25 protein-coding genes, 1 tRNA gene and 1 rRNA gene are annotated in these 25,862 nt (G+C 61.8%); 20 read left to right on the forward strand and 7 right to left on the reverse strand.

Features of this window, described 5'->3' with window-relative positions; translation table 11 throughout:
- Nucleotides 1–139: 139 nt before the first annotated feature.
- The 11 genes from rrf to deoA all read left to right on the forward strand — a co-directional run bounded on the left by rrf (nucleotide 140) and on the right by deoA (nucleotide 11,994).
- Nucleotides 140–254, forward strand: a 5S ribosomal RNA gene (gene rrf, locus AC070A_RS09145).
- Between the two features lie 256 nt (nucleotides 255–510).
- Nucleotides 511–587, forward strand: a tRNA-Met gene (locus AC070A_RS09150).
- A gap of 527 nt (nucleotides 588–1,114) precedes the next feature.
- A complete protein-coding gene (locus AC070A_RS09155; protein ID WP_057247710.1) occupies nucleotides 1,115–1,828 on the forward strand; it encodes a lysoplasmalogenase in 714 nt (237 codons plus the stop codon).
- Nucleotides 1,812–3,230 (forward strand): coniferyl aldehyde dehydrogenase, encoded by a 1,419-nt coding sequence (locus AC070A_RS09160; RefSeq protein WP_057247711.1) that lies wholly within the window; start codon nucleotides 1,812–1,814, stop codon nucleotides 3,228–3,230. The genes AC070A_RS09155 and AC070A_RS09160 overlap by 17 nt, the downstream gene beginning before the upstream one ends.
- Nucleotides 3,231–3,323: 93 nt before the next feature.
- Complete coding sequence (locus AC070A_RS09165; RefSeq protein WP_057247712.1) at nucleotides 3,324–5,594, forward strand: heavy metal translocating P-type ATPase; 2,271 nt, start codon at nucleotides 3,324–3,326, stop codon at nucleotides 5,592–5,594.
- Between the two features lie 245 nt (nucleotides 5,595–5,839).
- Nucleotides 5,840–7,375, forward strand: coding sequence for an ABC transporter ATP-binding protein (locus tag AC070A_RS09170; protein ID WP_057247713.1), 1,536 nt, complete (start codon nucleotides 5,840–5,842; stop codon nucleotides 7,373–7,375).
- Complete coding sequence (locus AC070A_RS09175; RefSeq protein WP_057247714.1) at nucleotides 7,372–8,505, forward strand: ABC transporter permease; 1,134 nt, start codon at nucleotides 7,372–7,374, stop codon at nucleotides 8,503–8,505. Before AC070A_RS09170 ends, AC070A_RS09175 begins: the two co-directional genes overlap by 4 nt.
- A gap of 4 nt (nucleotides 8,506–8,509) precedes the next feature.
- Nucleotides 8,510–9,481: an ABC transporter permease gene (locus tag AC070A_RS09180; protein WP_113479324.1), complete on the forward strand. Its 972-nt coding sequence runs from the start codon at nucleotides 8,510–8,512 to the stop codon at nucleotides 9,479–9,481.
- A gap of 4 nt (nucleotides 9,482–9,485) precedes the next feature.
- Nucleotides 9,486–9,878 carry a cytidine deaminase gene (locus AC070A_RS09185; protein WP_034805117.1) on the forward strand — a complete coding sequence of 131 codons (393 nt, stop codon included), beginning with the start codon at nucleotides 9,486–9,488 and terminating at the stop codon, nucleotides 9,876–9,878.
- A complete protein-coding gene (locus tag AC070A_RS09190) occupies nucleotides 9,875–10,681 on the forward strand; it encodes a purine-nucleoside phosphorylase (RefSeq protein ID WP_057247716.1) in 807 nt (268 codons plus the stop codon). Before AC070A_RS09185 ends, AC070A_RS09190 begins: the two co-directional genes overlap by 4 nt.
- Nucleotides 10,678–11,994: a thymidine phosphorylase gene (deoA, locus tag AC070A_RS09195; RefSeq protein ID WP_057247717.1), complete on the forward strand. Its 1,317-nt coding sequence runs from the start codon at nucleotides 10,678–10,680 to the stop codon at nucleotides 11,992–11,994. Before AC070A_RS09190 ends, deoA begins: the two co-directional genes overlap by 4 nt.
- Here deoA and AC070A_RS09200 read toward each other — a convergent pair.
- From AC070A_RS09200 to AC070A_RS09230, 7 genes are all read right to left on the reverse strand, one after another.
- Entirely contained in the window at nucleotides 11,987–12,511 is a 525-nt protein-coding gene (locus AC070A_RS09200; protein ID WP_057247718.1) for a TIGR02281 family clan AA aspartic protease, read from the reverse strand. The genes deoA and AC070A_RS09200 overlap by 8 nt on opposite strands.
- A gap of 188 nt (nucleotides 12,512–12,699) precedes the next feature.
- On the reverse strand, nucleotides 12,700–13,329 hold the full coding sequence (gene upp, locus AC070A_RS09205) for a uracil phosphoribosyltransferase (protein ID WP_057247719.1): 630 nt from the start codon (nucleotides 13,327–13,329) through the stop codon (nucleotides 12,700–12,702).
- 114 nt (nucleotides 13,330–13,443) lie between these two features.
- On the reverse strand, nucleotides 13,444–14,412 hold the full coding sequence (locus AC070A_RS09210) for an adenosine deaminase (protein ID WP_057247720.1): 969 nt from the start codon (nucleotides 14,410–14,412) through the stop codon (nucleotides 13,444–13,446).
- The gene (locus AC070A_RS09215) at nucleotides 14,409–15,629 is read right to left on the reverse strand and encodes a phosphopentomutase (protein WP_057248218.1); all 1,221 of its coding nucleotides are present in this window, start codon (nucleotides 15,627–15,629) and stop codon (nucleotides 14,409–14,411) included. Before AC070A_RS09215 ends, AC070A_RS09210 begins: the two co-directional genes overlap by 4 nt.
- Nucleotides 15,630–15,773: 144 nt before the next feature.
- A complete protein-coding gene (locus tag AC070A_RS09220; protein ID WP_057248219.1) occupies nucleotides 15,774–16,313 on the reverse strand; it encodes a TadE/TadG family type IV pilus assembly protein in 540 nt (179 codons plus the stop codon).
- A gap of 59 nt (nucleotides 16,314–16,372) precedes the next feature.
- Complete coding sequence (locus tag AC070A_RS09225; RefSeq protein WP_057247721.1) at nucleotides 16,373–16,996, reverse strand: TadE/TadG family type IV pilus assembly protein; 624 nt, start codon at nucleotides 16,994–16,996, stop codon at nucleotides 16,373–16,375.
- Nucleotides 16,997–17,111: 115 nt separating this feature from the next.
- Complete coding sequence (locus AC070A_RS09230; protein WP_492384437.1) at nucleotides 17,112–17,525, reverse strand: pilus assembly protein N-terminal domain-containing protein; 414 nt, start codon at nucleotides 17,523–17,525, stop codon at nucleotides 17,112–17,114.
- A 256-nt stretch (nucleotides 17,526–17,781) separates the two neighbouring features.
- On the opposite strand from AC070A_RS09230, the gene AC070A_RS09235 reads away from it, so the two are divergent.
- The 9 genes from AC070A_RS09235 (at nucleotide 17,782) to AC070A_RS09275 (ending at nucleotide 25,861) form a co-directional block, all read left to right on the forward strand.
- Entirely contained in the window at nucleotides 17,782–17,967 is a 186-nt protein-coding gene (locus AC070A_RS09235) for a Flp family type IVb pilin (protein ID WP_057247723.1), read from the forward strand.
- A gap of 34 nt (nucleotides 17,968–18,001) precedes the next feature.
- On the forward strand, nucleotides 18,002–18,181 hold the full coding sequence (locus AC070A_RS09240; RefSeq protein WP_057247724.1) for a Flp family type IVb pilin: 180 nt from the start codon (nucleotides 18,002–18,004) through the stop codon (nucleotides 18,179–18,181).
- 111 nt (nucleotides 18,182–18,292) lie between these two features.
- Complete coding sequence (locus tag AC070A_RS09245; protein ID WP_057247725.1) at nucleotides 18,293–18,805, forward strand: A24 family peptidase; 513 nt, start codon at nucleotides 18,293–18,295, stop codon at nucleotides 18,803–18,805.
- Nucleotides 18,806–18,923: 118 nt separating this feature from the next.
- Complete coding sequence (gene cpaB / locus AC070A_RS09250; protein ID WP_057247726.1) at nucleotides 18,924–19,733, forward strand: Flp pilus assembly protein CpaB; 810 nt, start codon at nucleotides 18,924–18,926, stop codon at nucleotides 19,731–19,733.
- Between the two features lie 10 nt (nucleotides 19,734–19,743).
- The gene (locus AC070A_RS09255; protein WP_057247727.1) at nucleotides 19,744–21,291 is read left to right on the forward strand and encodes a type II and III secretion system protein family protein; all 1,548 of its coding nucleotides are present in this window, start codon (nucleotides 19,744–19,746) and stop codon (nucleotides 21,289–21,291) included.
- 56 nt (nucleotides 21,292–21,347) lie between these two features.
- The gene (locus tag AC070A_RS09260) at nucleotides 21,348–22,043 is read left to right on the forward strand and encodes a CpaD family pilus assembly protein (protein WP_057247728.1); all 696 of its coding nucleotides are present in this window, start codon (nucleotides 21,348–21,350) and stop codon (nucleotides 22,041–22,043) included.
- A gap of 18 nt (nucleotides 22,044–22,061) precedes the next feature.
- The gene (locus AC070A_RS09265) at nucleotides 22,062–23,351 is read left to right on the forward strand and encodes a CpaE/TadZ family protein (RefSeq protein ID WP_057247729.1); all 1,290 of its coding nucleotides are present in this window, start codon (nucleotides 22,062–22,064) and stop codon (nucleotides 23,349–23,351) included.
- 21 nt (nucleotides 23,352–23,372) lie between these two features.
- Nucleotides 23,373–24,842 carry a TadA family conjugal transfer-associated ATPase gene (locus AC070A_RS09270; protein ID WP_057247730.1) on the forward strand — a complete coding sequence of 490 codons (1,470 nt, stop codon included), beginning with the start codon at nucleotides 23,373–23,375 and terminating at the stop codon, nucleotides 24,840–24,842.
- A gap of 8 nt (nucleotides 24,843–24,850) precedes the next feature.
- Nucleotides 24,851–25,861 carry a type II secretion system F family protein gene (locus tag AC070A_RS09275; protein ID WP_057247731.1) on the forward strand — a complete coding sequence of 337 codons (1,011 nt, stop codon included), beginning with the start codon at nucleotides 24,851–24,853 and terminating at the stop codon, nucleotides 25,859–25,861.
- Nucleotide 25,862 lies beyond the last annotated feature (1 nt).

Genomic DNA, 25,862 nt, shown 5'->3' on the forward strand with positions numbered 1-25,862 from the left:
TCATGCTCATCACGTTCGGACGAATGCTTTTGCATTCGCCTTGAGATGAGCGACGTGTTCAAAACAAATGAAGTGAAAACTTCAACCAGCTTCTCATTCGGTTTGCGCCAAGCTAGGCGTAAATCTTGCGCTTTGCCGACCTGGTGGTTCTGGCGGGGTGGCTGCACCCGTTCCCATTCCGAACACGGCCGTGAAACGCCCCAGCGCCGATGGTACTTCGTCTTAAGACGCGGGAGAGTAGGTCGCTGCCAGGTCTGCAAAACGCAAGAGAAACAAACCGAAATCTTCTCGACACACACTTCGGCCCTGCCGAAAACGGGCCGCCACCAAGCGGCCCTTTTGTTTTGCTAGGATCGACACGGTTAACACGAGACAAATCCTTCCGGATTTGCTCGGCACAGACAAACAACGAGATTTTGCTTCGCAAAACTCGGACCGGACTAAACGGGATTTTGCCTTCGGCAAAACCCGGAAAGAGCGGATAAATCCCATAGGGATTTACCGCGATGGCGCGGGGTGGAGCAGCCCGGTAGCTCGTCAGGCTCATAACCTGAAGGCCGCAGGTTCAAATCCTGCCCCCGCAACCAATAAAATAGCCCGCTTCAAGCGGGCTTTTTTGTTGGTAACGGGTCGAGGATTTAACGCCTCGTCAGGGGCCCGCAGACAAGCAAAAGCCGACGCAGCGGGACAGAAAACTCCAAATCCTGCCCCCGCAACCAAACATCCCAAAAGCCCGCGCGGAGAAATCCGCCGGGCTTTTTTGGCGTTTCTCAACCACCAAAACCACCGTCACCACGCGAAACCACCACGCCCGCAAGCATAAAGCGCGCTGAAACGGCAAACCGCGACGCGATGCCAGACACTTGACCAACCCCTTCTAGCCAGCGGCGATTGTTGTGTTTTGACCAATGAAACCTGACGTCGCTGGGTGGCTAAGCAAGTAGAAGCAAGCGTATGGGCAGAGTGCACGACAGCGAAGCACATCCTGCTGATCGGCCCCTCCAGGCACCCGCTCTGCGCGATGCAGCTGGACAAGCTCTCGAAAATAGAAACTATCGCCATAATCAAAAGGGAGTCGCACCAGGCTCCGAAAATGGCGGGGGGATTCGCGAGCATGGCCTATCAGGGGACTTTGGGTATCGAGCGAACCCGACTGGTCTACGCACTCTTTCTCGTTTGCGCCGGACTGGCGATCCTCGGCAGTCTGCTTGCCGCTTCAGACGAGTCCCCTTGGCGCTGGTTGCACTATCTGACGAAGCCGACGGCGACCTTGTTGCTTTTCGTCGTGGTCCTGCGCAACAGCCCGGCCTCGTCACGCACCTACGGCATGGCAGTCGCCATCGGCCTGCTTTTTGCCGCGGCCGGCGACACGTTTCTGATGCTGCCCGGCGATTATTTCCTCGCCGGGTTGATCTGCTTCCTGCTGACCCATTGCGCCTACATCTTCGCACTCACCCGCGATGCCAAATTTGCGGCCCATCCCGGGCTGTTCGGTGCTTTCGCCCTGGTCGCCTTTGCCGTCGTCGCTGGCCTCTGGACGTCCCTGCCGCCGGAGATGCGCATCCCAGTCATCATCTACGCATTGGCGCTCGGCGCCATGGCCGCCCAGGCCATTTGCCGCCTAAGGCAGTTCTTGGGAACGCCGGCGCAGGCAACCGCGCGGTTTGCCGCCTATGGCGGCCTACTGTTCATGATCAGCGACACGCTGCTTGCCTATGGCCGCTTCCGCTGGCAGATCCCCTACAACGCACTCTGGGTGCTCGGCACCTATTATGCCGCCCAGTATTTCTTCGCCCGTTCGACGCAAGCCCATGACAGCAAACGATAATTCATCCGCGCAGCTTCGCTCCACCTTCGACCGGCTGCGTGGCGCATGGCTGGAGCAGCGTCCAACGACCGAGCAACGACGTGACGACCTGAGCCGGCTCAAGGATCGGCTGCGCGCCCGCAAGGACGAGATGTGCGAAGCGATCAATGCGGATTTCGGCCATCGCGCCCGGCATGAAACGCTGCTCGGCGAAGGCGGCGTCGTGCTCTCGGAGATCGACCACACGCTGGCGAAGCTCAAGCGGTGGGTCCGTCCGGAGCGGCGGAAGGCCGGATGGAAGCTCTGGCCGGCCAAGGCGGAAGTGCGCTTCGTGCCGCTTGGCGTCGTCGGCATCATCTCGCCGTGGAACTACCCGATCAATCTGGCGCTCGCGCCCCTTGTCGCGGCGATTGCTGCTGGCAACCATGTCTACCTGAAGCCCTCGGAGCATACGCCGAAAACGGCAGAGTTCCTGCGGTCGCTGCTCGCCGAGGTCTTTCCCACGTCGCGGGTGGCGGTCGCGCTTGGCGGCCCCGAGCTTTCCGCCAGTTTCTCGGCTCTTCCATTCGATCATCTGTTCTTCACCGGTTCCACCGCCGTGGGGCGCAAGGTGATGGCGGCAGCCGCGCAAAACCTGACGCCAGTAACGCTCGAGCTCGGCGGCAAGTCGCCGGCGATCATCGGAGAAACCGCCGATCTCGCAAAAGCCGCAAGGCGTGTTACGACCGGCAAGTTCTTCAATGCCGGACAGACCTGCATCGCGCCCGACTACGTTCTGATACATGAGAGCAGACGCGATGCCTTCGTGGACTTGCTGAAGCAGGAAATCGCCACGCGTTATCCGGCAAAGCGTCGCTTCGACGATTACACCGAGATCGTCAATGCCGGCCAGCACGAACGTCTGAAACGGCTGATCGCCGATGCCGATCGGCGCGGCCACAGGGTGGTCCCGCTTCTCGATGGGACACAGGACGCGCCCGGACGCCCACGCTTTCTCCCGCCGACAGTCATCCTCGATCCGGATCGCGACAGCGCCGTCATGGGCGAGGAGATCTTCGGCCCGATCCTGCCTGTTGTCAGCTACGCTTCGATCGACGCGGCGATCGGCCATGTGCTCGGCCATGACCGTCCGCTGGCGCTTTATTGCTTCACGCGCAGCGAGGCCGAAATCGAAGCCATGCTCTCGCGCGTCGTCGCCGGTGGCGTCTGCATCAACGACACGCTCTACCAGTTCGGCTGCAACGACCTGCCCTTCGGCGGCGTCGGCGCCAGCGGCATGGGACACTATCACGGGCGCGACGGATTCCTGACATTCTCCAAGGCAATGCCGATCTTGCGGAAATACGATCCGGCGCCGAGCGACCTGGTGAAACCGCCCTATAAAGGCATCGCCGACTGGGTGATCCGCTTCCTTTCGCGATAGCTGCCAAAAATACTGCATGCGCGCTGCAATTTCGCCTTGTAGCTCTAGTTGCTAGAGGTCGTAGCCTTGCTTCAAGATTGCAAGGAGCAGGTCATGGCGAGCACTATTCGAGAAGCCCGTTATCGCGTCGAAGGCATGGATTGCGCATCCTGCGCGACCAAGATCGATACGGCGGTACGCAGGCTGTCAGGCGTCGAGGACGTTTCGGTCTCCGTATCGGCAGGCACGATGTCGGTAAAATTTGCCGATGAGAATGATCTCGCGACATCGATCGTCAGCAAAGTCGGAAAGCTGGGTTATCGTCTGCATCCGATCAATGCTGGCCAGACGCTGGAACGGAAAGCAGCGCATGTGTGCTCCGGCCATGACCATGACCATGATCATGGGCATCACCACGACCACCACGATCATCACCGTGAGGGCCACGCCGGACAGAAGGGCGAAAACGCAGCGGCTGCGGCAATGGGCCTTCATGGCCATGACCATGGCCCGGCGAGCGGCCCGTGGTGGAAATCGGGTAAGGGCAAGCTGACGATCGCCAGCGGCCTGGCGCTGATATCAGCCTATGCGGTCGGCAAGATGGTTCCGGCCACAGAGCCCTGGATCTTCACGCTGGCCATGCTGGTCGGCCTGTTGCCGATCGCGCGCCGCGCCCTTGCCGCTGCCACCATGGGCACGCCGTTTTCGATCGAGATGCTGATGACGATCGCTGCCGTTGGCGCGGTCTTCATCGGGGCGACCGAAGAAGCGGCGATGGTGGTGCTGCTCTTCCTGATCGGCGAGTTGCTGGAGGGCGTAGCGGCCGGCAAGGCGCGCGCCAGCATCCAGTCGCTGACAGCACTCGTTCCAAAGACCGCCTTCGTCGAGCGGGAGGGCCGGCTGGACGAAGTTCCCGCCGAGACGCTCAGTGTCGGCGCTGTCATTCTCGTTCGTCCCGGCGACCGCATTCCGGCCGACGGCGTGGTGCTTTCTGGCGAGAGTGCTGTCGACGAGGCGCCTGTGACCGGCGAGAGCACGCCGGTGCGCAAGGAGGTCGACGACACCGTCGTTGCGGGCACCGTCAACGGTTCCGGTGCGCTGCGCGTGCGAGTGACGGCCGCTGCTGCGGACAACACCATCGCGCGGATTGTCCGCCTGGTGGAGGAAGCACAGGAAAGCAAGGCGCCGACCGAGCGCTTCATCGACCGTTTCTCGCGGTACTATACGCCAGGTGTCGTCGTGGTTGCGGCGCTGGTCGGCTTGCTACCGCCGCTTCTCTGGGGCGGCGCCTGGGATGAATGGATCTACAAGGGCCTCGCCATCCTCCTGATCGGCTGCCCCTGCGCTCTGGTTATATCGACGCCAGCCGCGATCGCTGCCAGCCTTTCGGCTGGCGCCCGGCGCGGTTTGCTGATGAAGGGCGGCGCAGTGCTGGAGAATGTCGGCAAGGTGACCGCCGCCGCCTTCGACAAGACCGGCACGCTCACCGAAGGCAAGCCGAGGGTGACCGACATTGTCGGCTTCGGCCGATCGGAGACCGAGGTTCTGCGCCTGGCGGCGGCACTTGAGCAGGGATCGAGCCATCCGCTTGCCCGTGCCATCTTGGAGCGGAGCGCGGCTGACGGCCTTGTCGTCCCCAATATCGCGACCGTAAATGCGGTCGGCGGCAAGGGGCTCGAAGGGTCAGTCGAGGGTGGCGCATTGTTCTTCGGCTCGCCGAAGGCGGCCGCTGAGCGGGCACCGATAACGGCGGCTGAGACGGCGCGTGTTTCGGCGCTCAACGACGAAGGCAAGACGGTTTCGGTGCTGGTAGCCGGTGGCGTGATTGCTGGTGCCATTGCCATGCGCGACGAGCCGCGGCCGGATGCGGCCGCCGGCGTCAAGGCGCTGACCGATGCTGGTCTGCGCGTCGTCATGCTGACCGGTGACAACCGCCGCACGGCGGAAGCAATCGGCCGCCAGTTCGGCATGGAGGTTCGCGCCGAGCTCCTGCCCGAGGACAAGCAGCGGATCGTCCGTGAACTGAAGAACGAGGGCTTCAACGTTGCCAAGATCGGCGACGGCATCAACGACGCGCCGGCGCTGGCGGCCGCCGATATCGGCATCGCGATGGGCGGCGGCACGGATGTGGCGCTCGAGACCGCGGATGCGGCGGTCCTGCATGGACGGGTGGGCGATGTGGCGGCGATGATCCGGCTGTCCCGTTCGACGATGCGCAACATCGTCCAGAACATCACCATCGCGCTTGGCCTGAAGGCCGTCTTCCTGGTGACGACGATCATTGGGGTCACCGGCCTGTGGCCGGCTATCCTGGCCGACACCGGCGCCACCGTGCTCGTCACCATGAATGCTCTGCGTCTGCTTCGGCCCGTGCGAGCCGCCTGAACAGCTAAAATGCCTCAAAAAGACGACCGGCGGCACATGGTGTCGCCGGTTTTTCGCGTCCAGGTGCCTGTGTATATTCACGCTGGACTCTCACCAGCGATCTGGTGAGAGTATAAGGAGAACTCGATTGAGGGCTTCCGCCCCGAAAAATCGATGATAAACTTATACCAAATGGTAAAAAAATCGCCGGCACGGTTTCTGGGAAGAATGCCGAAGCGGGCCAGTTTGGGGATCGCAAGGCCAATATGGACAATATTGCCATCGAACTGCGTGGGATCGACAAAAGTTTCGGCCCGGTCCACGCCAACAAGAACATCAATCTGAAGGTCCGCAAAGGGACGATCCACGGCATCATTGGCGAAAACGGTGCGGGGAAATCGACCCTGATGTCGATCCTCTACGGCTTCTATCAGGCCGACAGCGGCGAGATCCTCGTCGACGGCAAACCCGTTGCCATCCGTGATCCGAACGCGGCGATCGCAGCCGGCATCGGCATGGTCCACCAGCACTTCATGCTGGTCGAGAACTTCACTGTTCTGGAAAACATCATGCTTGGCGCCGAGGACAGCCAGATCCTCAACAAGGGCATTGCCAAGGCGCGCGTCGAGTTGAAACGGCTGGAGCGCGAATACGCGTTGGAAGTCGATCCGGACGCCGTCATCGAGGAGTTGCCGGTCGGTCTGCAGCAGCGCGTCGAGATCCTGAAGGCGCTCTATCGCCGGGCCGATATCCTGATTTTGGACGAGCCGACGGGCGTCTTGACGCCGGCCGAGGCCGATCACCTCTTCCGCGTGCTCGAGCAATTGAAGAGCCAGGGCAAGACCGTCATTCTGATCACCCACAAGCTGCGCGAGATCATGGCGATCACCGACGAGGTTTCGGTCATGCGCCGCGGCGAGATGGTGGCGACCCGCACGACGGCCGAAACGTCGGTCGAAGAGCTCGCCGAGCTCATGGTCGGGCGCCGCGTGCTCTTGCGTGTGGAGAAAGGCGAAGCCAAGCCCGGCGAGGTCAAGCTCGCCGTCGAGGGGTTGACCGTCAAGGATGGCCGTGGGGTTACCATGGTCGACAATGTCTCGTTCAATCTGCGGGCTGGCGAGATTGTCGGCATCGCCGGTGTTGCCGGCAACGGCCAGTCGGAACTGCTGGAAGCGATCTCCGGCATCCGCCGCGCCGTTTCCGGCTCCGTGCTCCTGAACGGCAAACCGATCGATGTCACCGGGCGCGCCGACCCCTCCGAGCTGCGTGATCGTGGTCTCGCCCATGTTCCGGAAGACCGCCACCATGTCGGCCTCGTCCTGAAGTTCGAAGAATGCGAAAACGCCATCCTCGGCTATCACCATGACAAGCGCTATCTCAACGGCGTCTTCCTCGACGTTGATGCGATTCGCAAGGACGCCGAGAAGCGTATCGGCGAATACGACATCCGCCCGCCGAACCCACGCTTGAAGACCGCGAATTTCTCCGGCGGCAACCAGCAGAAGATCGTGCTGGCACGCGAGATGGAGCGCGGGCCTGATGTGCTGATCATCGGTCAGCCGACGCGCGGCGTCGATGTCGGCGCCATCGAATTCATCCATAAGCGGATCATCGAGATGCGCGACCAGGGCAAGGCTGTCCTTCTGGTCTCCGTCGAGCTCGATGAAATCCGCGCCCTGTCGGACCGCATTCTGGTCATGTTCGCCGGCCGTGTCGTCGGCGAGCGCGATCCTGATGCGACCGAGGGCGAACTCGGCCTCCTGATGGCCGGTGTAGAAGGCCGCAAGGAGGCCGCAGAATGAGCACCCCTTATGCTAAGCTCCCGGGCTGGGTCGAATATGGCCTCATCCCGCTGATCAACCTCGCGGTCGCCTTCCTCGTTGCCGGCCTCGTGGTGCTGCTCGTCGGCGAAAATCCCCTGGAAGCGGCCTATCATCTGATCAACGGTGCCTTCGGCCGAGGCGAGTATTTGGGCTTCACGCTCTACTACGCCACCACCTTCATCTTCACCGGTCTTGCCGTCGCCGTCGCCTTCCATGCCGGCCTCTTCAACATTGGCGGCGAAGGCCAGGCCTATGTTGGCGGCATTGGCGTGGCGCTCGCCTGCCTCTGGCTCGATCAGACGATGCCCTGGTTCGTGGTGTTCCCGCTGGCGATCCTTGGGTCCGCCTTCTTCGGCGCGGCCTGGGCCTTCCTGCCCGGTTGGCTGCAGGCCAAGCGCGGCAGCCACATCGTCATCACCACCATCATGTTCAATTTCATCGCGTCGAGCCTGATGGTCTATCTCTTGACACGCGTCCTGAAGCCGCTCGGCTCCATGGCGCCGCAGACGCGGACCTTCGCCGAAGGCGGGCAATTGCCGAAGCTCGACTGGCTGCTTGCGATCTTCGGACTGAATGTCGGTACGGCGCCGTTCAACGTCTCGTTCCTGCTGGCGCTCGTTGCGGCCTTCTGTGTCTGGCTGCTGATCTGGCGTACCAAGCTCGGATACGAAATGCGCACCATGGGCCACAGCCCGTCGGCGGCACGCTACGCGGGCATGAGCGAGAGCCGCATCACCGTTATCACCATGATGATCTCGGGTGGTCTCGCGGGCATGATGGCGCTGAACCCGATCATGGGTGAACAGGCGCGCATGCAGCTCGACTTCGTGCAAGGTGCAGGCTTCGTCGGCATCGCCGTGGCGTTGATGGGCCGCTCGCATCCGGCCGGCATCATCCCGGCCGCGGTGCTCTTCGGCATGCTCTATCAGGGCGGGGCCGAGATCTCCTTTGAAATGCCGTCGATCTCGCGCGACATGATCGTCATCATCCAGGGCCTGGTCATTCTCTTCGCCGGTGCACTCGAAAACATGTTCCGGCCGGCAATCACCCGGCTGTTTACGATGCAGAGCCGCCGCGCAGCCGTCGTGACGCAGACCAAGGGAGCTTGAAGCCATGGATTTCTTCCACGTCATCGTGGTGCTTCTCGAGTCCACCATCCGTGTTTCCGTTCCGCTGATCTTCGCAGCCCTTGCCGGGCTCTTCACCGAGCGCGCCGGCGTTTTCGACATCGGCCTTGAAGGCAAGATGCTTGGTGCGGCCTTTGCCGCCGGCGCCCTCGCTGCGGTCACCCAGTCTGTCTGGATGGGGCTGCTTGCGGCGATCCTGATCTCGATCGCGCTGTCGCTGGTGCACGGCTACGCCTCGATCACCCAGCGCGGCAACCAGATCGTCTCCGGTGTCGCGATCAACTTCATCGTCGCCGGCTCGACCGTCATTCTCGGTGAAGCCTGGTTCCGCCAGGGCGGCCGCACGCCGGCGCTCGGGGAAGGTTCCCGTTTCCAGACGATCACCTTCCCCTATGCCGACAGCGTCAGGGAGATTCCGATCCTCGGCCCGATCTATTCGGACCTGCTTTCCGGCCATTTCCTTCTGACCTATGTCGCCTTCGCGATGGTGCCGATCAGCTGGTGGATCCTTTACCGCACCCGCTTCGGCCTGCGCTTACGCGCCGTCGGCGAAAACCCGGGCGCGGTCGACACGGCCGGCATCTCGGTTCTCTGGCTGCGTTATCGCGCAGTTATCTGCTGCGGCATCCTCTGCGGCTTTGCCGGTGCCTATCTGTCGCTGGCGATGACCGCCGGCTTCGTCAAGGGTATGACCGCTGGCAAGGGCTATATCGCGTTGGCGGCGCTGATCTTTGCCAAATGGCGGCCGTTCAACATCATGCTGGCCTGCCTGCTCTTCGGTTTCCTCGATGCGCTGGCGATCCGCCTTCAGGGCAATCCGCTGCCGCTGATCGGCCAGGTGCCGGTGCAGTTGATGCAGGCGCTGCCCTACATTCTGACCGTGATCCTGCTCGCCGGGTTTATCGGCAAGGCCATCCCGCCGAAGGCCGGCGGCGTCCCCTATGTCAAGGAGCGCTAGAACCATGGAAAAAGAACTGTTCGAGGCCGCGCGTGACGCGATGGCCAAGGCGCATGCGCCCTATTCGAAGTTTCCGGTCGGCGCGGCGATCCGCGCCGAAGACGGCAAGATCTATACCGGCGCCAACATCGAGAACCTGTCGTTTCCTGAAGGGTGGTGCGCTGAGACCACCGCCATCAGCCATATGGTCATGGCCGGCCAGCGCAAGATCATGGAAGTGGCCGTCATTGCCGAGAAGCTGGCGCTCTGCCCGCCCTGCGGCGGCTGCCGGCAGCGGCTGGCGGAATTCTCCGGCGCCAGCACGCGCATCTTCCTGTGCGACGAGACCGGGGTGAAAAAGACCCTGGCGCTGTCGGACCTTCTGCCGCACAGCTTCGAGACCGAGATCCTCGGATGACCGCCGCCGCTGAACTGCTGAAATCCAGGCTCGGCGGCCTTTCGCCGCGCTATGGCATCGTGCTTGGTTCCGGGCTCGGCTCGCTGGTCGATGCCGTGGACGAAACGCTGCGGCTTTCTTATGCCGACATACCGGGGTTCCCGGTCAGCAGCGTCTCCGGCCATGCCGGCGAACTCGTGGCCGGAACGCTCTCGGGCGTTCCTGTTGTCATGCTTTCCGGCCGAGTCCATTATTACGAACAGGGCGACGCCAACGCGATGCGCCTGCCGCTGGAAACCCTGAAGGAACTCGGCATCGAGTGCCTGGTGCTGACCAATTCCGCCGGATCGCTGCGGGAGGATCTGCCGCCGGGATCGGTGATGCGGATTTCCGATCACATCAACTATTCGGGCTTCAATCCGTTGATCGGCGTGGAAAGCGACGATCGCTTCGTCGGCATGACCAATGCCTATGATGCCGAGCTCGCCGGAAGAATGCAGGAGAGTGCCGAACGCCTCGGCATTCCGCTTCTTGGCGGCGTCTATATGTGGTTCTCCGGCCCGAGTTTCGAGACGCCGGCCGAGATCCGCATGGCCCGCATCCTTGGCGCCGATGCCGTCGGCATGTCCACGGTTCCGGAGGTCATTCTCGCCCGTTTCTTCGGGCTGAGGGTCGTCGCCGCTTCGGTGATCACCAATTTCGGCGCCGGCATGACCGGGGGCGAGATCAGCCATCACGAGACGAAGGACATGGCGCCGGTTGGTGGCAAGCGGCTTGCCGCGATCCTCGCCGACATGATCGCAGCCGACGCGGTGCGCGGGTGACGATGCTTCCGCAGGAAACAATCAGGCGCAAGCGCAACGGCGAACGCCTCGCTCCAGCCGAGATCGCGGATTTCGTCCGCGGCCTGTCGGATGGCTCCATCTCCGAAGGGCAGGTTGCCGCTTTCGCCATGGCGGTCTGGTTTTCCGGCATGAGTCGCGACGAGACCGTGGCGCTGACGCTCGCGATGCGCGACTCCGGCGAAACACTCGACTGGAGCACCATCCGTCGCCCGATCGCCGACAAGCATTCTACCGGCGGCGTTGGCGACAACGTCTCGCTGATGCTGGCGCCGATCGTTGCCGCCTGCGGCCTTGCCGTGCCGATGATTTCGGGGCGCGGGCTCGGGCATACGGGCGGCACGCTCGACAAGCTCGAATCGATACCCGGCTACGATATCCAGCCGTCGGCGGCGCTATTCCGCAGGACAGTCGACGAGATCGGCTGCGCAATCATCGGCCAGACGGCGAACCTCGCTCCGGCCGACAAACGGCTTTATGCGATCCGCGACGTGACCGCGACCGTCGATTCCGTGCCGCTGATCACGGCCTCGATCCTGTCGAAGAAGCTGGCCGCCGGCCTTCAGTCGCTGGTGCTCGACGTCAAGCTCGGCAATGGCTCCTTCATGAGCGATGCCAAGGAAGCGGAGGTGCTTGCGCGCTCGCTGGTCGATGTCGCCAACGGCGCCGGCGTTCGTACCTCGGCGCTTCTGACCGACATGAACGAACCTCTAGCCGATGCCGCCGGCAACGCGTTGGAGATCGAAAATTGCCTGGCCTTCCTCCGGGGCGAGAAGAAGGGCACTCGGCTCGAAACGGTCGTCCTGGCCTTTGCTGCCGAAATGTTGGTGGCGGGGGGCGTCGCTGGTGATGCCGAACAGGGCGAAGCGCTGGCGCGCAAGGCGCTTTCAAGCGGGGCGGCGCTCGAATGCTTCGGAAAAATGGTGCACGCGCTCGGCGGCCCGACGGATTTCGTCGAGCGCTCGGTGGCCTATCTCGGGCGTGCGCCGGTCATCTTGCCGGTCGAAGCGAAGCAGTCCGGCTATCTTGCAGCCTGTGAGACCCGCGAACTGGGCATGGCTGTCATTGCGCTCGGCGGCGGACGGTCGCATCCGGATGACAGGATCGATCATCGGGTCGGCTTCGATGCGCTGAAGCCGCTCGGTACGCGGATCGAGAAGGGCGACCTGATTGCCTTTGTTCATGCGGCCGATCGGGATGCTGCGGACGTAGCCCGTCGGCGTCTGCACGAACTCTATACGATCGATGATATGGAGCCGACGAAGCGTTCGCCGATTCTCGCGAAAATCACCTGACGAGGTGCAGGGCACCGTCCTCGACGCGGAAGGACGACAGCCGGTTCAGGAACGTCATGCCGATAAGCGTGCCGGAGAGCGCCTTGTCCGGCAGCACCAGTGCCTGAACGTCGCGTACCGATATGCCGCCGATCTCGATACGGTTCAGCATCGCCGGAGCCCCTTCGACGACACCATTGGCAGTATTGACGCGAGCCGTGAAGGAAAGCGTGCTTGGTGCAATGCCGAGCCGGCGTGCGGTCGAAAGGTTGATGGCGATGCTGCTGGCGCCGGTGTCGACCAGGCCGCGCTCGCTGCGGCCGTTGATGCGGAAAGTGCCAAAGAAGTGGCCCCTGCCATCGGCGTCGAGCACAACGCTCCGCCCCGCCGCATACTTTGCCGTGGTCGTCGGCGGGGCTGCAGCTTCCTTGGCAGCCGTCTTGTTACCGCCTTGCGTCAAGGCGGTCGTTGCCAAGTGCGGAACCACCATGGCTGCAAGTGCGGCCAAACCTGCCAATGCGAGCAAACGGACGAGCATGGACATCACCCTTCAATGGCATCGGATGCAGCAAACGCAAATTGCTGCGGAGACCGGTCTGCACGCCCGAAAAGGAGGCGCGATCGCTATGGAGCAGTAGACCGCATGACGCCTAAGACGACATAAAAAAGCCGCCGGATACCGGCGGCTTTCTCACGGATTTGCAATCCTGGTTAAGGATCAGGAAATCATTTGGTGCCGTACATGCGGTCGCCCGCGTCACCGAGGCCGGGCATGATGTATCCGAGTTCGTTGAGGTGGCTGTCGATCGAGGCCGTGTAGATCGGCACGTCCGGGTGTGCGCCCTGGAAATTGCGGATGCCCTCGGGAGCGGCCAGCAGGCAGAGGAAGCGGATGTTCTTGGCGCCGCGCTCCTTCAGCTTGTCGATCGCTGCGATCGACGAATTGCCGGTGGCGAGCATCGGGTCGACGACGATGATGAGGCGTTCGGACAGGCTTTCCGGCGCCTTGAAGTAATACTCCACCGCTTCCAGCGTCTCATGGTCACGATAGACGCCGATGTGCGAGACGCGGGCCGAAGGCACCAGCTCGAGCATGCCTTCGAGCAGCCCGTTGCCGGCGCGCAGGATCGAGGCGAACACAAGCTTCTTGCCCTCGAGGACCGGCGAGTCCATTACCTGCAGCGGAGTCTCGATCCGCTCCATCGTCAGTTCGAGATCGCGCGTGACCTCGTAGCAGAGCAACGTCGAGATCTCGCGAAGAAGCCGGCGGAAACCTGCGGTCGAGGTCTCCTTCTTGCGCATGATGGTCAGCTTGTGCTGCACAAGCGGATGATCGATCACTGTAACGCCGTTCATGGCTCACCTTTCCGGATTTTTTGTATCCGTCCTTTTTCCATGGAATGCGTCGTCGCCGCAAGGGTATTGGCCGGCCGGAGAACGTCATCCCCAGCCGACGGATGGCGGCGGTTCCTAGATCCGCGCGAGCAGCCGCTGGCGCGTCGGTTCGTCGACGAAGGCGGCCTCGATCGCCGTGCGGGTCATGCGGTTGATCTCCTCGTCGGTGAAGCCCATCACCGCAGAGGCGATGTCGTATTCCTGAGCGAGCGACGTATGGAAGAACGGCGGATCGTCGGAATTGAGCGTGACGCGCACGCCTGCCTCGTAAAGTGCCCGCAATGGGTGCGAGGCGAAGTCCGGGAAGACCTGCAGCGAGATGTTGGAGCCGGGGCAGACTTCGAGCACGACTCCGGCATCGGCAAGGCGCCGCACCAGATCCATGTCTTCGATCGCCCGAACGCCATGGCTAATGCGCGAGGGGTGCACGTGGTCAAGCGCGTCGCGCACACTAAAGGCGCCGGAGAGCTCGCCCGCATGGATCGTCAGGCCAAGGCCTGCGTCCCGTACAATGTCGAAGGCGCGGGCAAAATCGGCCACGTTGTGCATGCGTTCTTCGCCAGCGAGGTTGAAGCCGGTGACGAGCGCATGCTCCCGCCTGGCCGCGAATTCTGCGGTCTTGATTACGGACTCCGGGCCGAGATGGCGAATGCCTGTGATCAGCATGCGCGATTCGATCCCGGTCTTCTGCCTTGCGGCTTCCATGCCGGCGGCAAGGCCCTCAAGGTAAGCCTTCGCGCCCAGGCCGATCGTGTTGCCGTGGTCGGGCGAAACGATGATTTCACTGTAGATTGTGCCGGCTTCGGCAAGCTCCGTCAGATAGGCTTCGGCGAGCAGTGCGTAGTCTTCCTCGGTCCGAAACAGCGAGGCGATGGCGTCGTAGCATTTCACGAAGCTGGTGAAGTCTTCCCAGACATAGGCCCTGTCACGGATGATCGCGCTGGTGTCGATGCCATACTTCTCGGCCTGAGCTAAAGCCAGCTCAGGCGGCGTCGCGCCTTCGATGTGGCAATGCAGCTCCGCCTTCTTCAGATGCGCGGTCAAATGAGGCTTCTCCCATGATGGCCCGGCGCGATGCCGAGATGTTTGGCGACGGATTCGCCGATATGCGCGAAGGTGTTGGCGACGCCGAGCGAGCGGCTGCGCAGCGACGGTCCGAACATCAGCACCGGCACCCGCTCGCGCGTATGGTCGGTGCCGCGCCAAGTCGGGTCGCAGCCGTGATCGGCCGTGAGGATGACGATGTCGGTGGGCTGCAGGCGGCGGTCGAGATCCGGCAGGCGCGCATCGAAGGCTTCGAGTGCTGCCGCGTAACCGGCGACGTCGCGGCGATGGCCGTAGAGCATGTCGAAATCGACGAAATTGGTGAAGACCAGGCTGCCGTCTTCGGCCTCGTCGATGGCCGCGAGACTTGCGTCGAAGAGCGCCATATTGCCGTCGGCCTTCGTCAGCTTCGTCACCCCCTGGTGGGCGAAGATGTCGCCGATCTTGCCGATCGCGTGAACCGTGCGCCCCGCTTCCGTCAGCCGGTCGAGGATCGTCGGCTCCGGCGGCAGCACGGAATAGTCACGGCGATTGCCGGTCCGGGTGAAAGTCTGCGGGCTGGTGCCGACGAAGGGGCGGGCGATCACGCGGCCGATATTGTAGTCGTCGACCAGGCGGCGGACCGTCTGGCAAAGCTCAAGCAGGCGATCGAGCCCGAAGCTCTGCTCATGCGCCGCGATCTGGAAGACCGAGTCCGAAGAGGTGTAGCAGATCGGCTTGCCGCTGCGCATGTGCTCCTCGCCGTGGCGGGCGATGATGTCGGTGCCGGAAGCATGGCAATTGCCGAGGATGCCGGGAATGTTGCCTTCGCGGCAGATGGTTTCGACGAGCTCGGGCGGAAAGGCATCGCCTTCAGCCGAAAAGTAACCCCAATCGAACATGACCGGCGTGCCGCCGATTTCCCAGTGCCCGGAGGGCGTGTCCTTGCCGCGCGAGACTTCGCTGGCGGCGCCAAAGGCACCATAGACCCGATTGGGCACCGGCATGCCCTTGGGAATCGTGCCGTTGGCGAGCTTTGCTGCGTGAACAAGGCCAAGGGCGGACATGTTCGGCAGATTGAGCGGCCCTTCTCGCAAACCAACCCGATCTGCGGCGCCGGCGGCGCAGAACTCCGCGATGTGTCCGAGCGTGTTGGCGCCCAGGTCACCGTAGGCTTCGGCATCCGGCGCGCCGCCTAAGCCGAAGGAATCGAGAACGAATAGAAACGCACGCGCCATGATGCACCTGACAGCGGAAGCGCTCGCATCGCGCTCCGAAAGCTTCTGGAAGAACGCGACGACGCCGGAGGCGCGCGCCACGCACAATCCCGAAGGGATAGCGCTGCGCACGGCGCAATGCAATTGCGCCGGATCAGTGCCCGATCAGCAATCAGTGCATTTTATAGTTTGGGCGAGACGCGAGTGGAAGTAGGCCGTCTTGGAGAGGTCTATCGTCTTCGCAGTGGCCTGAAGGCTCGGAGCGTAGAGCAGCAACTCGTGCGGCACGGTCAGCTCCGTGCGAATGACAAAGGACTTGTTGGCCGTGAATTGGCCGGGCAGGGTGACCTTCGAATTCACGCTGTAGGGAACCCCGCCGGCCTGATCGTGCGACCAAATGACGGTCCCCTCATTGGTGCTTGAGACCTCGATACCGGTGATCTTCAGTGTGTAGTTCGCGTTCCCATAGGGTTCGAGAATACTCTTTGCGATATTCGGCACCTTGGCGAGGAAGGCTTTGTTGACTTCCGATTGCTGTGCGATGATGTCGGCGACGGCGCTTGCGGCGCGGGCCGTCTTGCCTGCGACCGTAAAACCGACCGAAAGCTCGAACGCACCGAGATAGGTTATGATCAGCAAGGGTGCGACGATCGCGAATTCAACGGCTCCGACGCCGCGTTTGTCCCGCCGCAGCGCGTGAAACATGGCAGAAACCGCCCGAAGGCGCAGGATCTTTTGCTTCGCAATCTGCTTCACGGCAAACCTCACTCGCTCTCGTTTCGGAAGGTGGCGGTTGCCACCATGAGATAGTCCTTCGGCATGCTCGCGCCGGCGGGCCGCAAGTTGGTGACGAACGGCCTGACGAGGTCGGTGATCACGCTCCACCGATAGTAGGCACGCACCACGTTGAAGGTACCCGGACCGCCGGGGGCAAACTTGAAGTCGCCCGTATCAATATCGGTCGAGCCGGCCTTGCGCGGGATGTTCACAGGAAACGTGCTGAGATCCGAGACCGCCCGGACATCCAGGTAGAACTGCGAGGGCTGGTTTGCTTCGGTGGCGGAGCATTTCATCAGGACTGAGATTTCATTGCAGAAGGCCTGGCGAAACTGCGCCTGAGTCATATCCGTGGCCTTCCCCCGCTGGAAGGTAATCTGGCCGGTACGGACCTTGCGCGCCATCGTCTCCGTTGCGTTCGCCAGGAGCTGGTCGCCGTAGAAGGCGGCAAAGGTTTCGAGTGAGGCGAAAATCACCACGAAGAAGGGCAGCGCGAGGATGGCGAACTCGATGCTCGTCGTGCCTTTGCGGTTGCGGATGAAGCGGCGCAGAATGCCTTTTCGCCTGATATCAGGCCCGCTCGCACGTTCGATTGCCTGCTCGCTGCTCATTGTGCCGTCCCATCATGTTACGCCAGACGGGCGGAAGATTATGGAGCAACCGTTGATATTTCGTTCCCGCAAATCATGTGCATTTTAACGAATCGCGGGTCGAAACCCATAAAATTCAGTTGGTGCTACTTGTGGTTTTACGTTCCGCGTGTCGTTCACAATTTGGCGTACAGGAGAGCACGGTGCGCGACGTCTGTTTGTAGACGCGCACGGTGTTGCCTTCATCGATCGACACCAGAATCCGCTCATCGACAATGGCGTTTCCATCCTGGTCGAGGATGACCAGATTGGTCGTGCCAAAATTGCGGCCGGTGATGACGATGGTTCGGGCGTCGGCAACCGTGGCGTCTGCCACTTCGGCATTGCCGATGATGACCTTGCTGACCGGGCGATCGAGTTTGAGCACGCGCGCGTGATCCATATAGACGCGCATCATGTCGTTCTCTGCGCCAGCGGCGACCACCGGGGCGAGCGATGCGATCACGAAAGCAAACAGGGCGGCTCGGCCGGTCGCGAATGGCATGGTCATGGCGGGTCCTTGAGGTGGGTTCACGCCATACTCACCCGTCTTGGTGAATGAACCGTTAAATCCATGATTTCGAGACCGGATAGGCCCCGCGCCGTTTTCTGTTCGTTTACCCAAAAATCAGGGATGCGTCGTTAACCTGTCGGTAACCGCCTTCTTTAAGTCGATGGAAATGCGCCAGGACTAGTTTGAGGCCATCCGATCAACGGCAACAGTTGGCGGAAGTGCTGAACAACAAACGCGAAGTAGGAGAATCATCATGAAGAAGATTTTTGCCCGTCTGATGAAGGACGAGTCCGGCGCGACCGCTATCGAGTACGGCCTGATCGCCGCCCTCATCTCGGTTGCCCTCATTGCTGGCGCAAGCACCCTGGGCGACGCGCTCAACACCACGTTCGACGGCCTGGGCGGAAAGCTCACGGATAGCACGACTGGTAAGCTCTAATCGGTCTGACCGGTTCAAGCGAGGCGAGATTCGCATGGCGAAGATTTTCCGTCGCCTGAAGCGGGATGACAGTGGTGCGACCGCCATCGAGTATGGTCTGATCGCGGTGCTCGTTTCCGCGGCCCTGATTGCCGGCGCAACCACGATTGGCAATACGCTCGATTCCGCGCTCAATGCAATCGGATCGAGTATTGCGACGAGCGGCAAGATCTAATGAACCGGTCTTGCAAGGAACAAATGGAGCCGCTGCAAAAGCGGCTCCATTTCTATCTGGAGCCCCACGGGGAATCGGAGATTGCGTGCGCTCATCTTGGAGGCAGGAACCATGACTGAGGCTGCTATTTTGGTGGTTTTTCCCTTTTGCCTGGCGTTTGCAGCCTTTTCAGACCTGCTGACCATGACGATTCCCAATCGCGTTTCGGTAGTGCTTCTGGGCAGCTTTTTTGTCGTGGCGCTGCTGGCGGGACTCGATCTCGGGGAGATCGGCCAGCATGTGGCCGCGGCCTTGGTTGTCTTTGCCGTGTGCTTCGGCCTGTTTGCTGCAAACGTGATGGGCGGCGGCGACGCCAAGCTCCTGACAGCCAGCGCCATCTGGTTCGGATTCACCCCGTCGTTGACCGCTTTTCTGCTCTACGTTTCCATTTTTGGAGGTTTGTTGACGCTTGCCATCCTGATGTTGCGCCGGCAGGAAAACACGATACTGGCGAGTGGCATCCCCGTTCCGCAGCTCTTGCTGACGGCCAAGAAAATTCCGTACGGCGTGGCAATCGCGCTCGGTGGCTTTGTTGCCTATCCGGCTTCGCCGCTTATGGAGGCGGTCTTTGCGCGCCTTTCTTAAGGCTCAAGCGCGGGGCATCACCTTTCGTTAACTCTCCTCATAAGTAATCCGTTAACTATAATTACACCAATTCCTGATCAATCTGACCCTGGCAATTCTTCGGGGCTCGGAAACGATCATGAAACCGGTTCGCATCATAATACTGGCGGTGGCCGTTCTGTCGGCTGCAATGGCTGGTCTATTGGCGATGAAACTGACGCGCGCACCTGCGCCGTTGGCCGCCGAGCCTCTGATCGAGCGGGCGCCGACCGTCAACGTCCTGGTTGCCAGCAAGAGCCTGCCTGTCGGATCGCGCCTGGCCGGCGATTCCATCCAGTGGATGGCCTGGCCGAAGGACGGTTTGGTTGACGGCCTGATCACCGACGAAAGTCAACCGTCGGCAATCGACGACCTCACCGGAGCCGTCGTTCGCTTGCCGATCTTCAACGGCGAGCCGGTCCGTCACGAAAAGGTCGCAGACTCGTCCAACCGCATCATGTCGTCGCTGTTGCCGGCGGGCAAACGCGCCGTCGCGACGGAAATCACCGTCGCTACCGGTGCCGGCGGCTTCATCCTTCCGAATGACCGTGTCGACGTCATCATGGTCCGCAAGGGCGATGGCGAACTCTACCTGACCGAAACCGTGCTCAGCAACGTGCGTGTTCTGGCGATCGACCAGCAGGTCGAGGAGAAGGAAGACGGCACCAAGGCCGTGGTCGGAACCACGGCCACGCTGGAGCTGACGCCCGACCAGTCGAAAGTAATGACAGTGGCGCAGCAGATGGCCGAGCGCATTTCATTGGCGCTCCGAAGCGTCGCCGATGCACAGGAATCCGACACCGACGCCGCAGACTATCTATTGAGCGGCGACGGTCAGCCGAGCATTCAGGTCATCAAATCCGGGTCCATCGTCAAGAGCGATGGCGCCCTCGGCCAGACACAGCAGTAACCAGGCTAGAATGGGGCATAAGGTGAAACGGAGCGGAAACACATTTCGGGCGTCTGTCGCAGCCGGCCTATCATTCTGCCTGGCGTTTACCGGCATGTATCTGCCGGCGCCGACGGTCGCACTCGCCGCTGCTTCCTCCGTCGTGCGGATCGTTGAAAGCGGCCCAGGCGTCAAGAAGAAGGTCAGTCTCGGCTTAAACAAGGCCGTGGTCGTCGACCTGCCGGCGGACGCGCACGACATTCTCGTGGCGGACCCGTCGCTGGCGGACGCAGTGACGCGCACCTCACGGCGTATCTATCTCTTCGGCAAATCCGTCGGCCAGACCAACATCTTCGTCTTCGGCCCCAATGGCGAGGAGATCGTCAGCCTCGACATCGAAGTCGAGCGCGATATCGCCAATCTCCAGTCCAATCTGCGTCGCTTCATTCCGGACGCCGACATCAATGTCGAGATCATTTCGGACAACATCGTCTTGACCGGAACCGTGCGAACGCCGCTCGATTCCACCCGTGCCGTAGACCTTGCGAAGGCCTTCCTCCAGGGCGGCGAGGCGACCACGCGCAACATCACCGCCCAGGGCAACAATGGCGATGCCGACATCTTCGCTGAAGATCGCCAGGTTTCGCAGATCGTCAACCTCCTGACGATCGACGGCGATGACCAGGTCAACCTCAAGGTCACGGTGGCCGAAGTCAGCCGCCAGGTGCTGAAGCAGCTCGGTTTCAACGGCCGTGTTAGCGACGGCGAAAGCGGCATCGGTTTCCGCAATCCGGCCAACCTCGGGGATGCGATCGGCGTTGGTGTCAACGCCGTGATCAACAAGTCTGTCGGCGGCACGATGATCTCCAGCTACATCAACGCGATGGAGCAGGCGGGTGTGATGCGGACACTGGCCGAGCCAAGCCTGACGGCGATTTCTGGTCAGGAGGCGAAGTTCTATGTCGGCGGTCAGTTTCGCCTGTCGGGAACCCAGGAAGTCACGACCGACGATCAGACCGGCGAAAACAGGGTCACGCGCGAAGTCAACGACGTCGAATACGGCATCCGCCTGAACTTCAAGCCTGTTGTCCTGGGACCGGGACGCATCAGCCTGCAGATCGAGACGAATGTCTCTGAGCCCACCTATGAGGGATCCGTCGTCACTGGCAACGGCACGAGCAAGATTCCTGGCAATACCTTTCTCGGCATCCGCAGGCGCGAAGCTTCGACCAGCGTCGAGTTGCCTTCCGGCGGCTCGATCGTGATCGCCGGCCTGGTTCAGGACAATATTCGCCAGGCGATGTCCGGCCTGCCGGGTGCTTCGAAGATCCCGATCCTCGGAACGCTCTTCCGCAGCAAGGATTTCGTGCGCAACGAAACCGAGCTCGTCATCATCGCGACGCCCTATCTTGTCCGTCCTGTCGCCAGAAGCGCGATCTCCCGGCCTGACGACAATTTCAATCCGGCCAATGATCTCGACAGCTACTTCCTTGGCCGCGTGAACCGCATCTACGGGCGGCCGGAGGCGGCCGCTCCGGCAGGGCGTTACCACGGCAATGTCGGCTTCATCTACAAATAGGTCGGGTCATGACGCTTCGAACCGGTTCCCACCAGAATTCTGAAAGGCCGACTGCCATGCCCCTGAGCACATCCAGCGCCTTCATGCGATGCACGAGCCGCGTGGCCATGCTGGCCATCGCTGGTATCTTTCTTGCGAGCTGCGGGACAAAGGACAATCTCGCTACTGGCTCGATTCCGGACGACTATCGCACGAGACATCCGATCGTGCTCGCCGAAGGCGAACGCGCCATCGACATCCCGATCGCATCGGGCGACCGTCGCCTGACCCAGGGCACGCGCGATGTTATCGCCGGGTTCGCTTCCGACTATCGCAATTCGGCAAGCGGCGTCGTGCAGATCATGATGCCGCGCGGCGCGGCCAACAGCCATGCTGCGCAAGCGATGCGCAGGGAAATCCGCGGCGTCCTGGTTGCTGCGGGCATTCCCGCCAAACGTCTGCTCGAAACGAGCTACGACGCCGGACCTTATGGAGACGCGGCACCGATCCGCTTGAGCTACGTTGCGATTACCGCCCAGACCGCGCCTTGCGGCACCTGGCCGGAAGATCTGAACCTCAACACACTGGAAAACAAGAACTATTACAATTTCGGTTGCGCCTCGCAATCGAACCTGGCCGCCCAGATCGCCAATCCGACAGACCTGCTCGGCCCGCGCCAGACGTCGCCGATCGACGCGGAACAGCGTGGCCAGGTGATCAAGGACTGGCGTGGAACCGACAAGAGCGACGGCCCGGTCGTCATCTTCAACTGATAGCGGCGGGATGAAGAAATGAACACGATCGATTATAAGATCGGCACCGGCGGCGAGGGGGACGAGCCTTTCTTCGACCAAGTGCGCACGGGCGATCTGGAGCAAGTCCGCCCGCTACCGCGGATCTCGATCCACGCATTCTGCGAAACCAATGCAATGCAGCAGCTGATGGAGCGTTGCGGGCGGGACCGGCGCATGGCCAAGGTCAGCTTGCGCATCAACAGCGGCAGCATCGACGCGGCCGCAAACATGTTCGCGACCGTGTCTACCCCCAATCTCATCATCCTTGAAACATCGACCGAACCACGGTCGCTACTGGCCGAGCTTACGCCGCTTGCAGAGGTCTGCGACCCGAGCACCAAGGTGATTCTCGTCGGCAAACACAATGATATCGGGCTCTATCGCGAGCTCATCCGCAACGGCATTTCGGAATACATGGTCGCACCGGTGTCTATGCCGGACATTCTCACCGCCGTTTCGGCGATCTTCGTCGACCCGGATGCCGAGCCCCTGGGCCGAAGCATCGCCTTCATCGGTGCAAAGGGCGGTTGCGGTTCGTCGGTGATCGCGCACAATTGCGCCTGGGGCATCTCCAGCCTCTTCTCGACCGAGACCATTCTCGCCGATCTCGACCTTCCCTATGGCACGGCCAACATCGATTTCGACCAGGATCCGCCGCAGGGCATTGCCGAAGCGGTGTTTGCGCCAGAGCGCCTGGACGAGGTGTTCCTTGACCGGCTGCTGACCAAATGCTCCGACCACCTGTCGCTGTTGGCCGCCCCCTCCATGCTGGACCGCGCCTATGATTTTGAGACCGGTGCGTTCCACCCGATCCTGGAGATCCTGCAGCGCAGCGCCCCCGTTTCCGTACTCGATCTTCCGCATCTGTGGACGGACTGGACCCGCGCCGTGCTCGGAGAAGCCGACGAAGTGGTGATTACCGCGATCCCCGATCTCGCCAGCCTGCGCAATACCAAGAACCTGCTCGATGCAATGAAGAAGCTGCGTCCAAACGACAAACCGCCCCACTTGGTTCTGAACCAGGTCGGGATGCCGAAGCGTCCGGAGATTACGGCGAGCGAGTTCTGCGATTCGCTGGAAACCGAAGCGGCGGCCATCATTCCCTTTGACGCGGCCCTATTTGGCAACGCTTCGAACAGCGGACGGATGATAGCGGAAATCGACAAGAAGGCGCCGGCGGCTGAAACGTTCTCACAGCTCGCGCATCTTTTGACCGGCCGGGTAACGATGAAGAAGGCTCGGCGCGGCGGACTTGGAAAGGTGCTTGCCGCGCTCGGCAGGAAATAGACTGGACATAGGATCACGCAAATGTTTGGCAAACGCGGAAACGAAGGCTTCGGCAAAAGCGGCACCCCGGGTCCCGCCGTTCCGCCGCCCGTGGTTGCTGCGCAACCGATGGCGACCGAGCGGTCCGCGGTTCCGGTTCTCGGCGAAACGACGTCCGCGATCCCGAAGATCCAGCCGGCCGCCCCATCGACGACCCGACGTCGCACAGCGCGAACGGAAGACTATTACGATACGAAGTCGCAGGTATTTTCGGCGCTGATCGACACGATCGACCTGTCGCAGCTCGCCAAGCTCGACACCGAGAGCGCGCGCGAGGAAATCCGCGACATCGTCAACGACATCATCACGATCAAGAATTTCGCGATGTCGATCTCCGAGCAGGAAGAGCTGCTCGACGACATATGCAACGACGTGCTGGGGTATGGTCCGCTCGAACCGCTGCTTGCCCGCGACGACATCGCCGACATCATGGTTAATGGCGCCGGTCAGACCTTCATCGAAGTCGGCGGCAAGGTGCAGGAATCGGAAATCCGGTTTCGCGACAACGCGCAGCTGCTGTCGATCTGCCAGCGCATCGTCGGCCAGGTCGGCCGTCGCGTCGATGAATCGAGCCCAATCTGCGACGCCCGCCTGCCAGACGGATCCCGTGTCAACGTCATTGCCCCGCCGCTCGCCATCGACGGCACGGCGCTGACCATCCGCAAGTTCAAGAAGGACAAGCTGACGCTGGAGCAGCTCGTGCGCTTCGGTTCGGTAACGGCGGAGGGTGCCGTCCTTCTGCAGATCATCGGCCGCGTCCGCTGCAACATTGTCATCTCCGGTGGCACCGGCTCGGGCAAGACGACACTTCTCAACTGCCTCACGCGCTACATCGACGCCGACGAACGGGTCATTACCTGCGAGGACACGGCCGAGCTGCAGCTGCAGCAGCCGCATGTCGTGCGCCTGGAAACGCGCCCGCCGAACATCGAAGGCGAAGGTGAGATCACCATGCGCGACCTCATCAAGAACTGCCTGCGCATGCGCCCCGAACGCATCATCGTCGGCGAAGTGCGCGGACCAGAGGTTTTCGACCTGCTTCAGGCGATGAACACCGGCCATGACGGCTCGATGGGAACGATCCATGCCAACACGCCGCGCGAATGCTTGAGCCGTATGGAATCGATGATCGCCTTGGGTGGCTACAGCCTGCCAGCCAAAACCGTGCGCGAGATCATTGCCGGATCGGTTGATGTGATCATCCAGGCATCGCGTTTGCGCGACGGCTCCCGGCGCATTACCCACATAACCGAAGTGGTCGGCATGGAAGGTGACGTGATCATCACGCAGGACCTGATGCGCTACGAGATCGATGGCGAGGACGCCGGCGGACGTATCATTGGCCGCCACACGTCGACCGGAATCGGCCGGCCGCATTTCTGGGATCGCGCCCGCTACTTCAACGAGGATAAGCGTTTGGCCGCCACCCTTGACGCGATGGACAAGAACTAGGAGCTGCGATGTTCGGCATAGACATCACCGTTCTGGCGCTGGCCGCCCTTGTCGCAATATCGGCGGCGGCGCTCGCCTACGGCCTTTTGTTCTCGCGTATCGAAAGCGAAAAGAAGGCGGAAGGCCGCGTGCGTAAGGTCAGCGCGGCTGAAACGGACCGCGCCAAGGTGAAGGCCGCGCGGGACCGCGTGAGCGAACTGTCGAAGCGGCGCAAGTCCGTGCAGGATTCGCTGAAGGAACTCGAGAAGAAGCAACAGGAGCGCTCGGCCAAGTCTTCCCCTTCGATGAAGGTGCGACTGACCCAGGCGGACCTCTCAGTTTCCTTGGGGCGCTTCTATCTGTTCAGCGCGCTTTTCGGCGCCTTCGCCTTTCTCGTCGCCCTGATCATGGGAGCCGGGCCCGCTATAGGCCTCGGCATAGCAGTGATCGCCGGCCTTGGCCTACCCCGTTGGTTTGTCGGCTTCCTGATCAAGCGACGCTGCAAGAAGTTCCTGGAGGAGTTTCCGAACGCTCTCGAGACCATGGTCCGCTCGATCAAATCGGGCCTTCCTCTCAATGACGCGCTCCGCCTCATTGCCGCCGACGCGCAGGAGCCGGTGAAGACGGAGTTTCGCCGCGTGGTGGAATCACAGCAGGTCGGGTTGAGCGTCACTGATGCCTGTGCCCGCATGATCAATAGCATTCCCTTGCCGGAGGTGAACTTCTTCGCGATCGTGATCGCCATTCAGGCGCAGGCGGGCGGCAACCTTTCCGAAGCCCTCGGCAACCTGTCGAAGGTTCTGCGCGAACGTAGGAAGATGAGGGCGAAGGTCAGCGCGATGTCGATGGAGGCCAAGGCGTCGGCGTGCATCATTGGTGCCCTGCCGTTCATCGTTGCTTTGCTGGTTTATCTGACGTCACCCGCATACATGATGGTCCTGTTCACCGACCCGCGCGGCCACTTGATTATCGGTCTCGGCCTCTTCTGGATGAGCGTAGGCATCATGGTGATGCGCAACATGATCAATTTCGATATCTGAG

Source organism: Ensifer sp. GW101-20A05, assembly GCF_059424735.1.

Coding starts and splice junctions, on each gene's coding strand:
- AC070A_RS09155 (WP_057247710.1), top strand. CDS start 1,115: ATGGCCTATCAGGGGACTTTGGGTATCGAGCGAACCCGACTGGTCTAC.
- AC070A_RS09160 (WP_057247711.1), top strand. CDS start 1,812: ATGACAGCAAACGATAATTCATCCGCGCAGCTTCGCTCCACCTTCGAC.
- AC070A_RS09165 (WP_057247712.1), top strand. CDS start 3,324: ATGGCGAGCACTATTCGAGAAGCCCGTTATCGCGTCGAAGGCATGGAT.
- AC070A_RS09170 (WP_057247713.1), top strand. CDS start 5,840: ATGGACAATATTGCCATCGAACTGCGTGGGATCGACAAAAGTTTCGGC.
- AC070A_RS09175 (WP_057247714.1), top strand. CDS start 7,372: ATGAGCACCCCTTATGCTAAGCTCCCGGGCTGGGTCGAATATGGCCTC.
- AC070A_RS09180 (WP_113479324.1), top strand. CDS start 8,510: ATGGATTTCTTCCACGTCATCGTGGTGCTTCTCGAGTCCACCATCCGT.
- AC070A_RS09185 (WP_034805117.1), top strand. CDS start 9,486: ATGGAAAAAGAACTGTTCGAGGCCGCGCGTGACGCGATGGCCAAGGCG.
- AC070A_RS09190 (WP_057247716.1), top strand. CDS start 9,875: ATGACCGCCGCCGCTGAACTGCTGAAATCCAGGCTCGGCGGCCTTTCG.
- AC070A_RS09200 (WP_057247718.1), bottom strand. CDS start 12,511: ATGCTCGTCCGTTTGCTCGCATTGGCAGGTTTGGCCGCACTTGCAGCC.
- upp (WP_057247719.1), bottom strand. CDS start 13,329: ATGAACGGCGTTACAGTGATCGATCATCCGCTTGTGCAGCACAAGCTG.
- AC070A_RS09215 (WP_057248218.1), bottom strand. CDS start 15,629: ATGGCGCGTGCGTTTCTATTCGTTCTCGATTCCTTCGGCTTAGGCGGC.
- AC070A_RS09220 (WP_057248219.1), bottom strand. CDS start 16,313: ATGTTTCACGCGCTGCGGCGGGACAAACGCGGCGTCGGAGCCGTTGAA.
- AC070A_RS09225 (WP_057247721.1), bottom strand. CDS start 16,996: ATGAGCAGCGAGCAGGCAATCGAACGTGCGAGCGGGCCTGATATCAGG.
- AC070A_RS09230 (WP_492384437.1), bottom strand. CDS start 17,525: ATGACCATGCCATTCGCGACCGGCCGAGCCGCCCTGTTTGCTTTCGTG.
- AC070A_RS09235 (WP_057247723.1), top strand. CDS start 17,782: ATGAAGAAGATTTTTGCCCGTCTGATGAAGGACGAGTCCGGCGCGACC.
- AC070A_RS09240 (WP_057247724.1), top strand. CDS start 18,002: ATGGCGAAGATTTTCCGTCGCCTGAAGCGGGATGACAGTGGTGCGACC.
- AC070A_RS09245 (WP_057247725.1), top strand. CDS start 18,293: ATGACTGAGGCTGCTATTTTGGTGGTTTTTCCCTTTTGCCTGGCGTTT.
- cpaB (WP_057247726.1), top strand. CDS start 18,924: ATGAAACCGGTTCGCATCATAATACTGGCGGTGGCCGTTCTGTCGGCT.
- AC070A_RS09255 (WP_057247727.1), top strand. CDS start 19,744: ATGGGGCATAAGGTGAAACGGAGCGGAAACACATTTCGGGCGTCTGTC.
- AC070A_RS09260 (WP_057247728.1), top strand. CDS start 21,348: ATGCCCCTGAGCACATCCAGCGCCTTCATGCGATGCACGAGCCGCGTG.
- AC070A_RS09265 (WP_057247729.1), top strand. CDS start 22,062: ATGAACACGATCGATTATAAGATCGGCACCGGCGGCGAGGGGGACGAG.
- AC070A_RS09270 (WP_057247730.1), top strand. CDS start 23,373: ATGTTTGGCAAACGCGGAAACGAAGGCTTCGGCAAAAGCGGCACCCCG.
- AC070A_RS09275 (WP_057247731.1), top strand. CDS start 24,851: ATGTTCGGCATAGACATCACCGTTCTGGCGCTGGCCGCCCTTGTCGCA.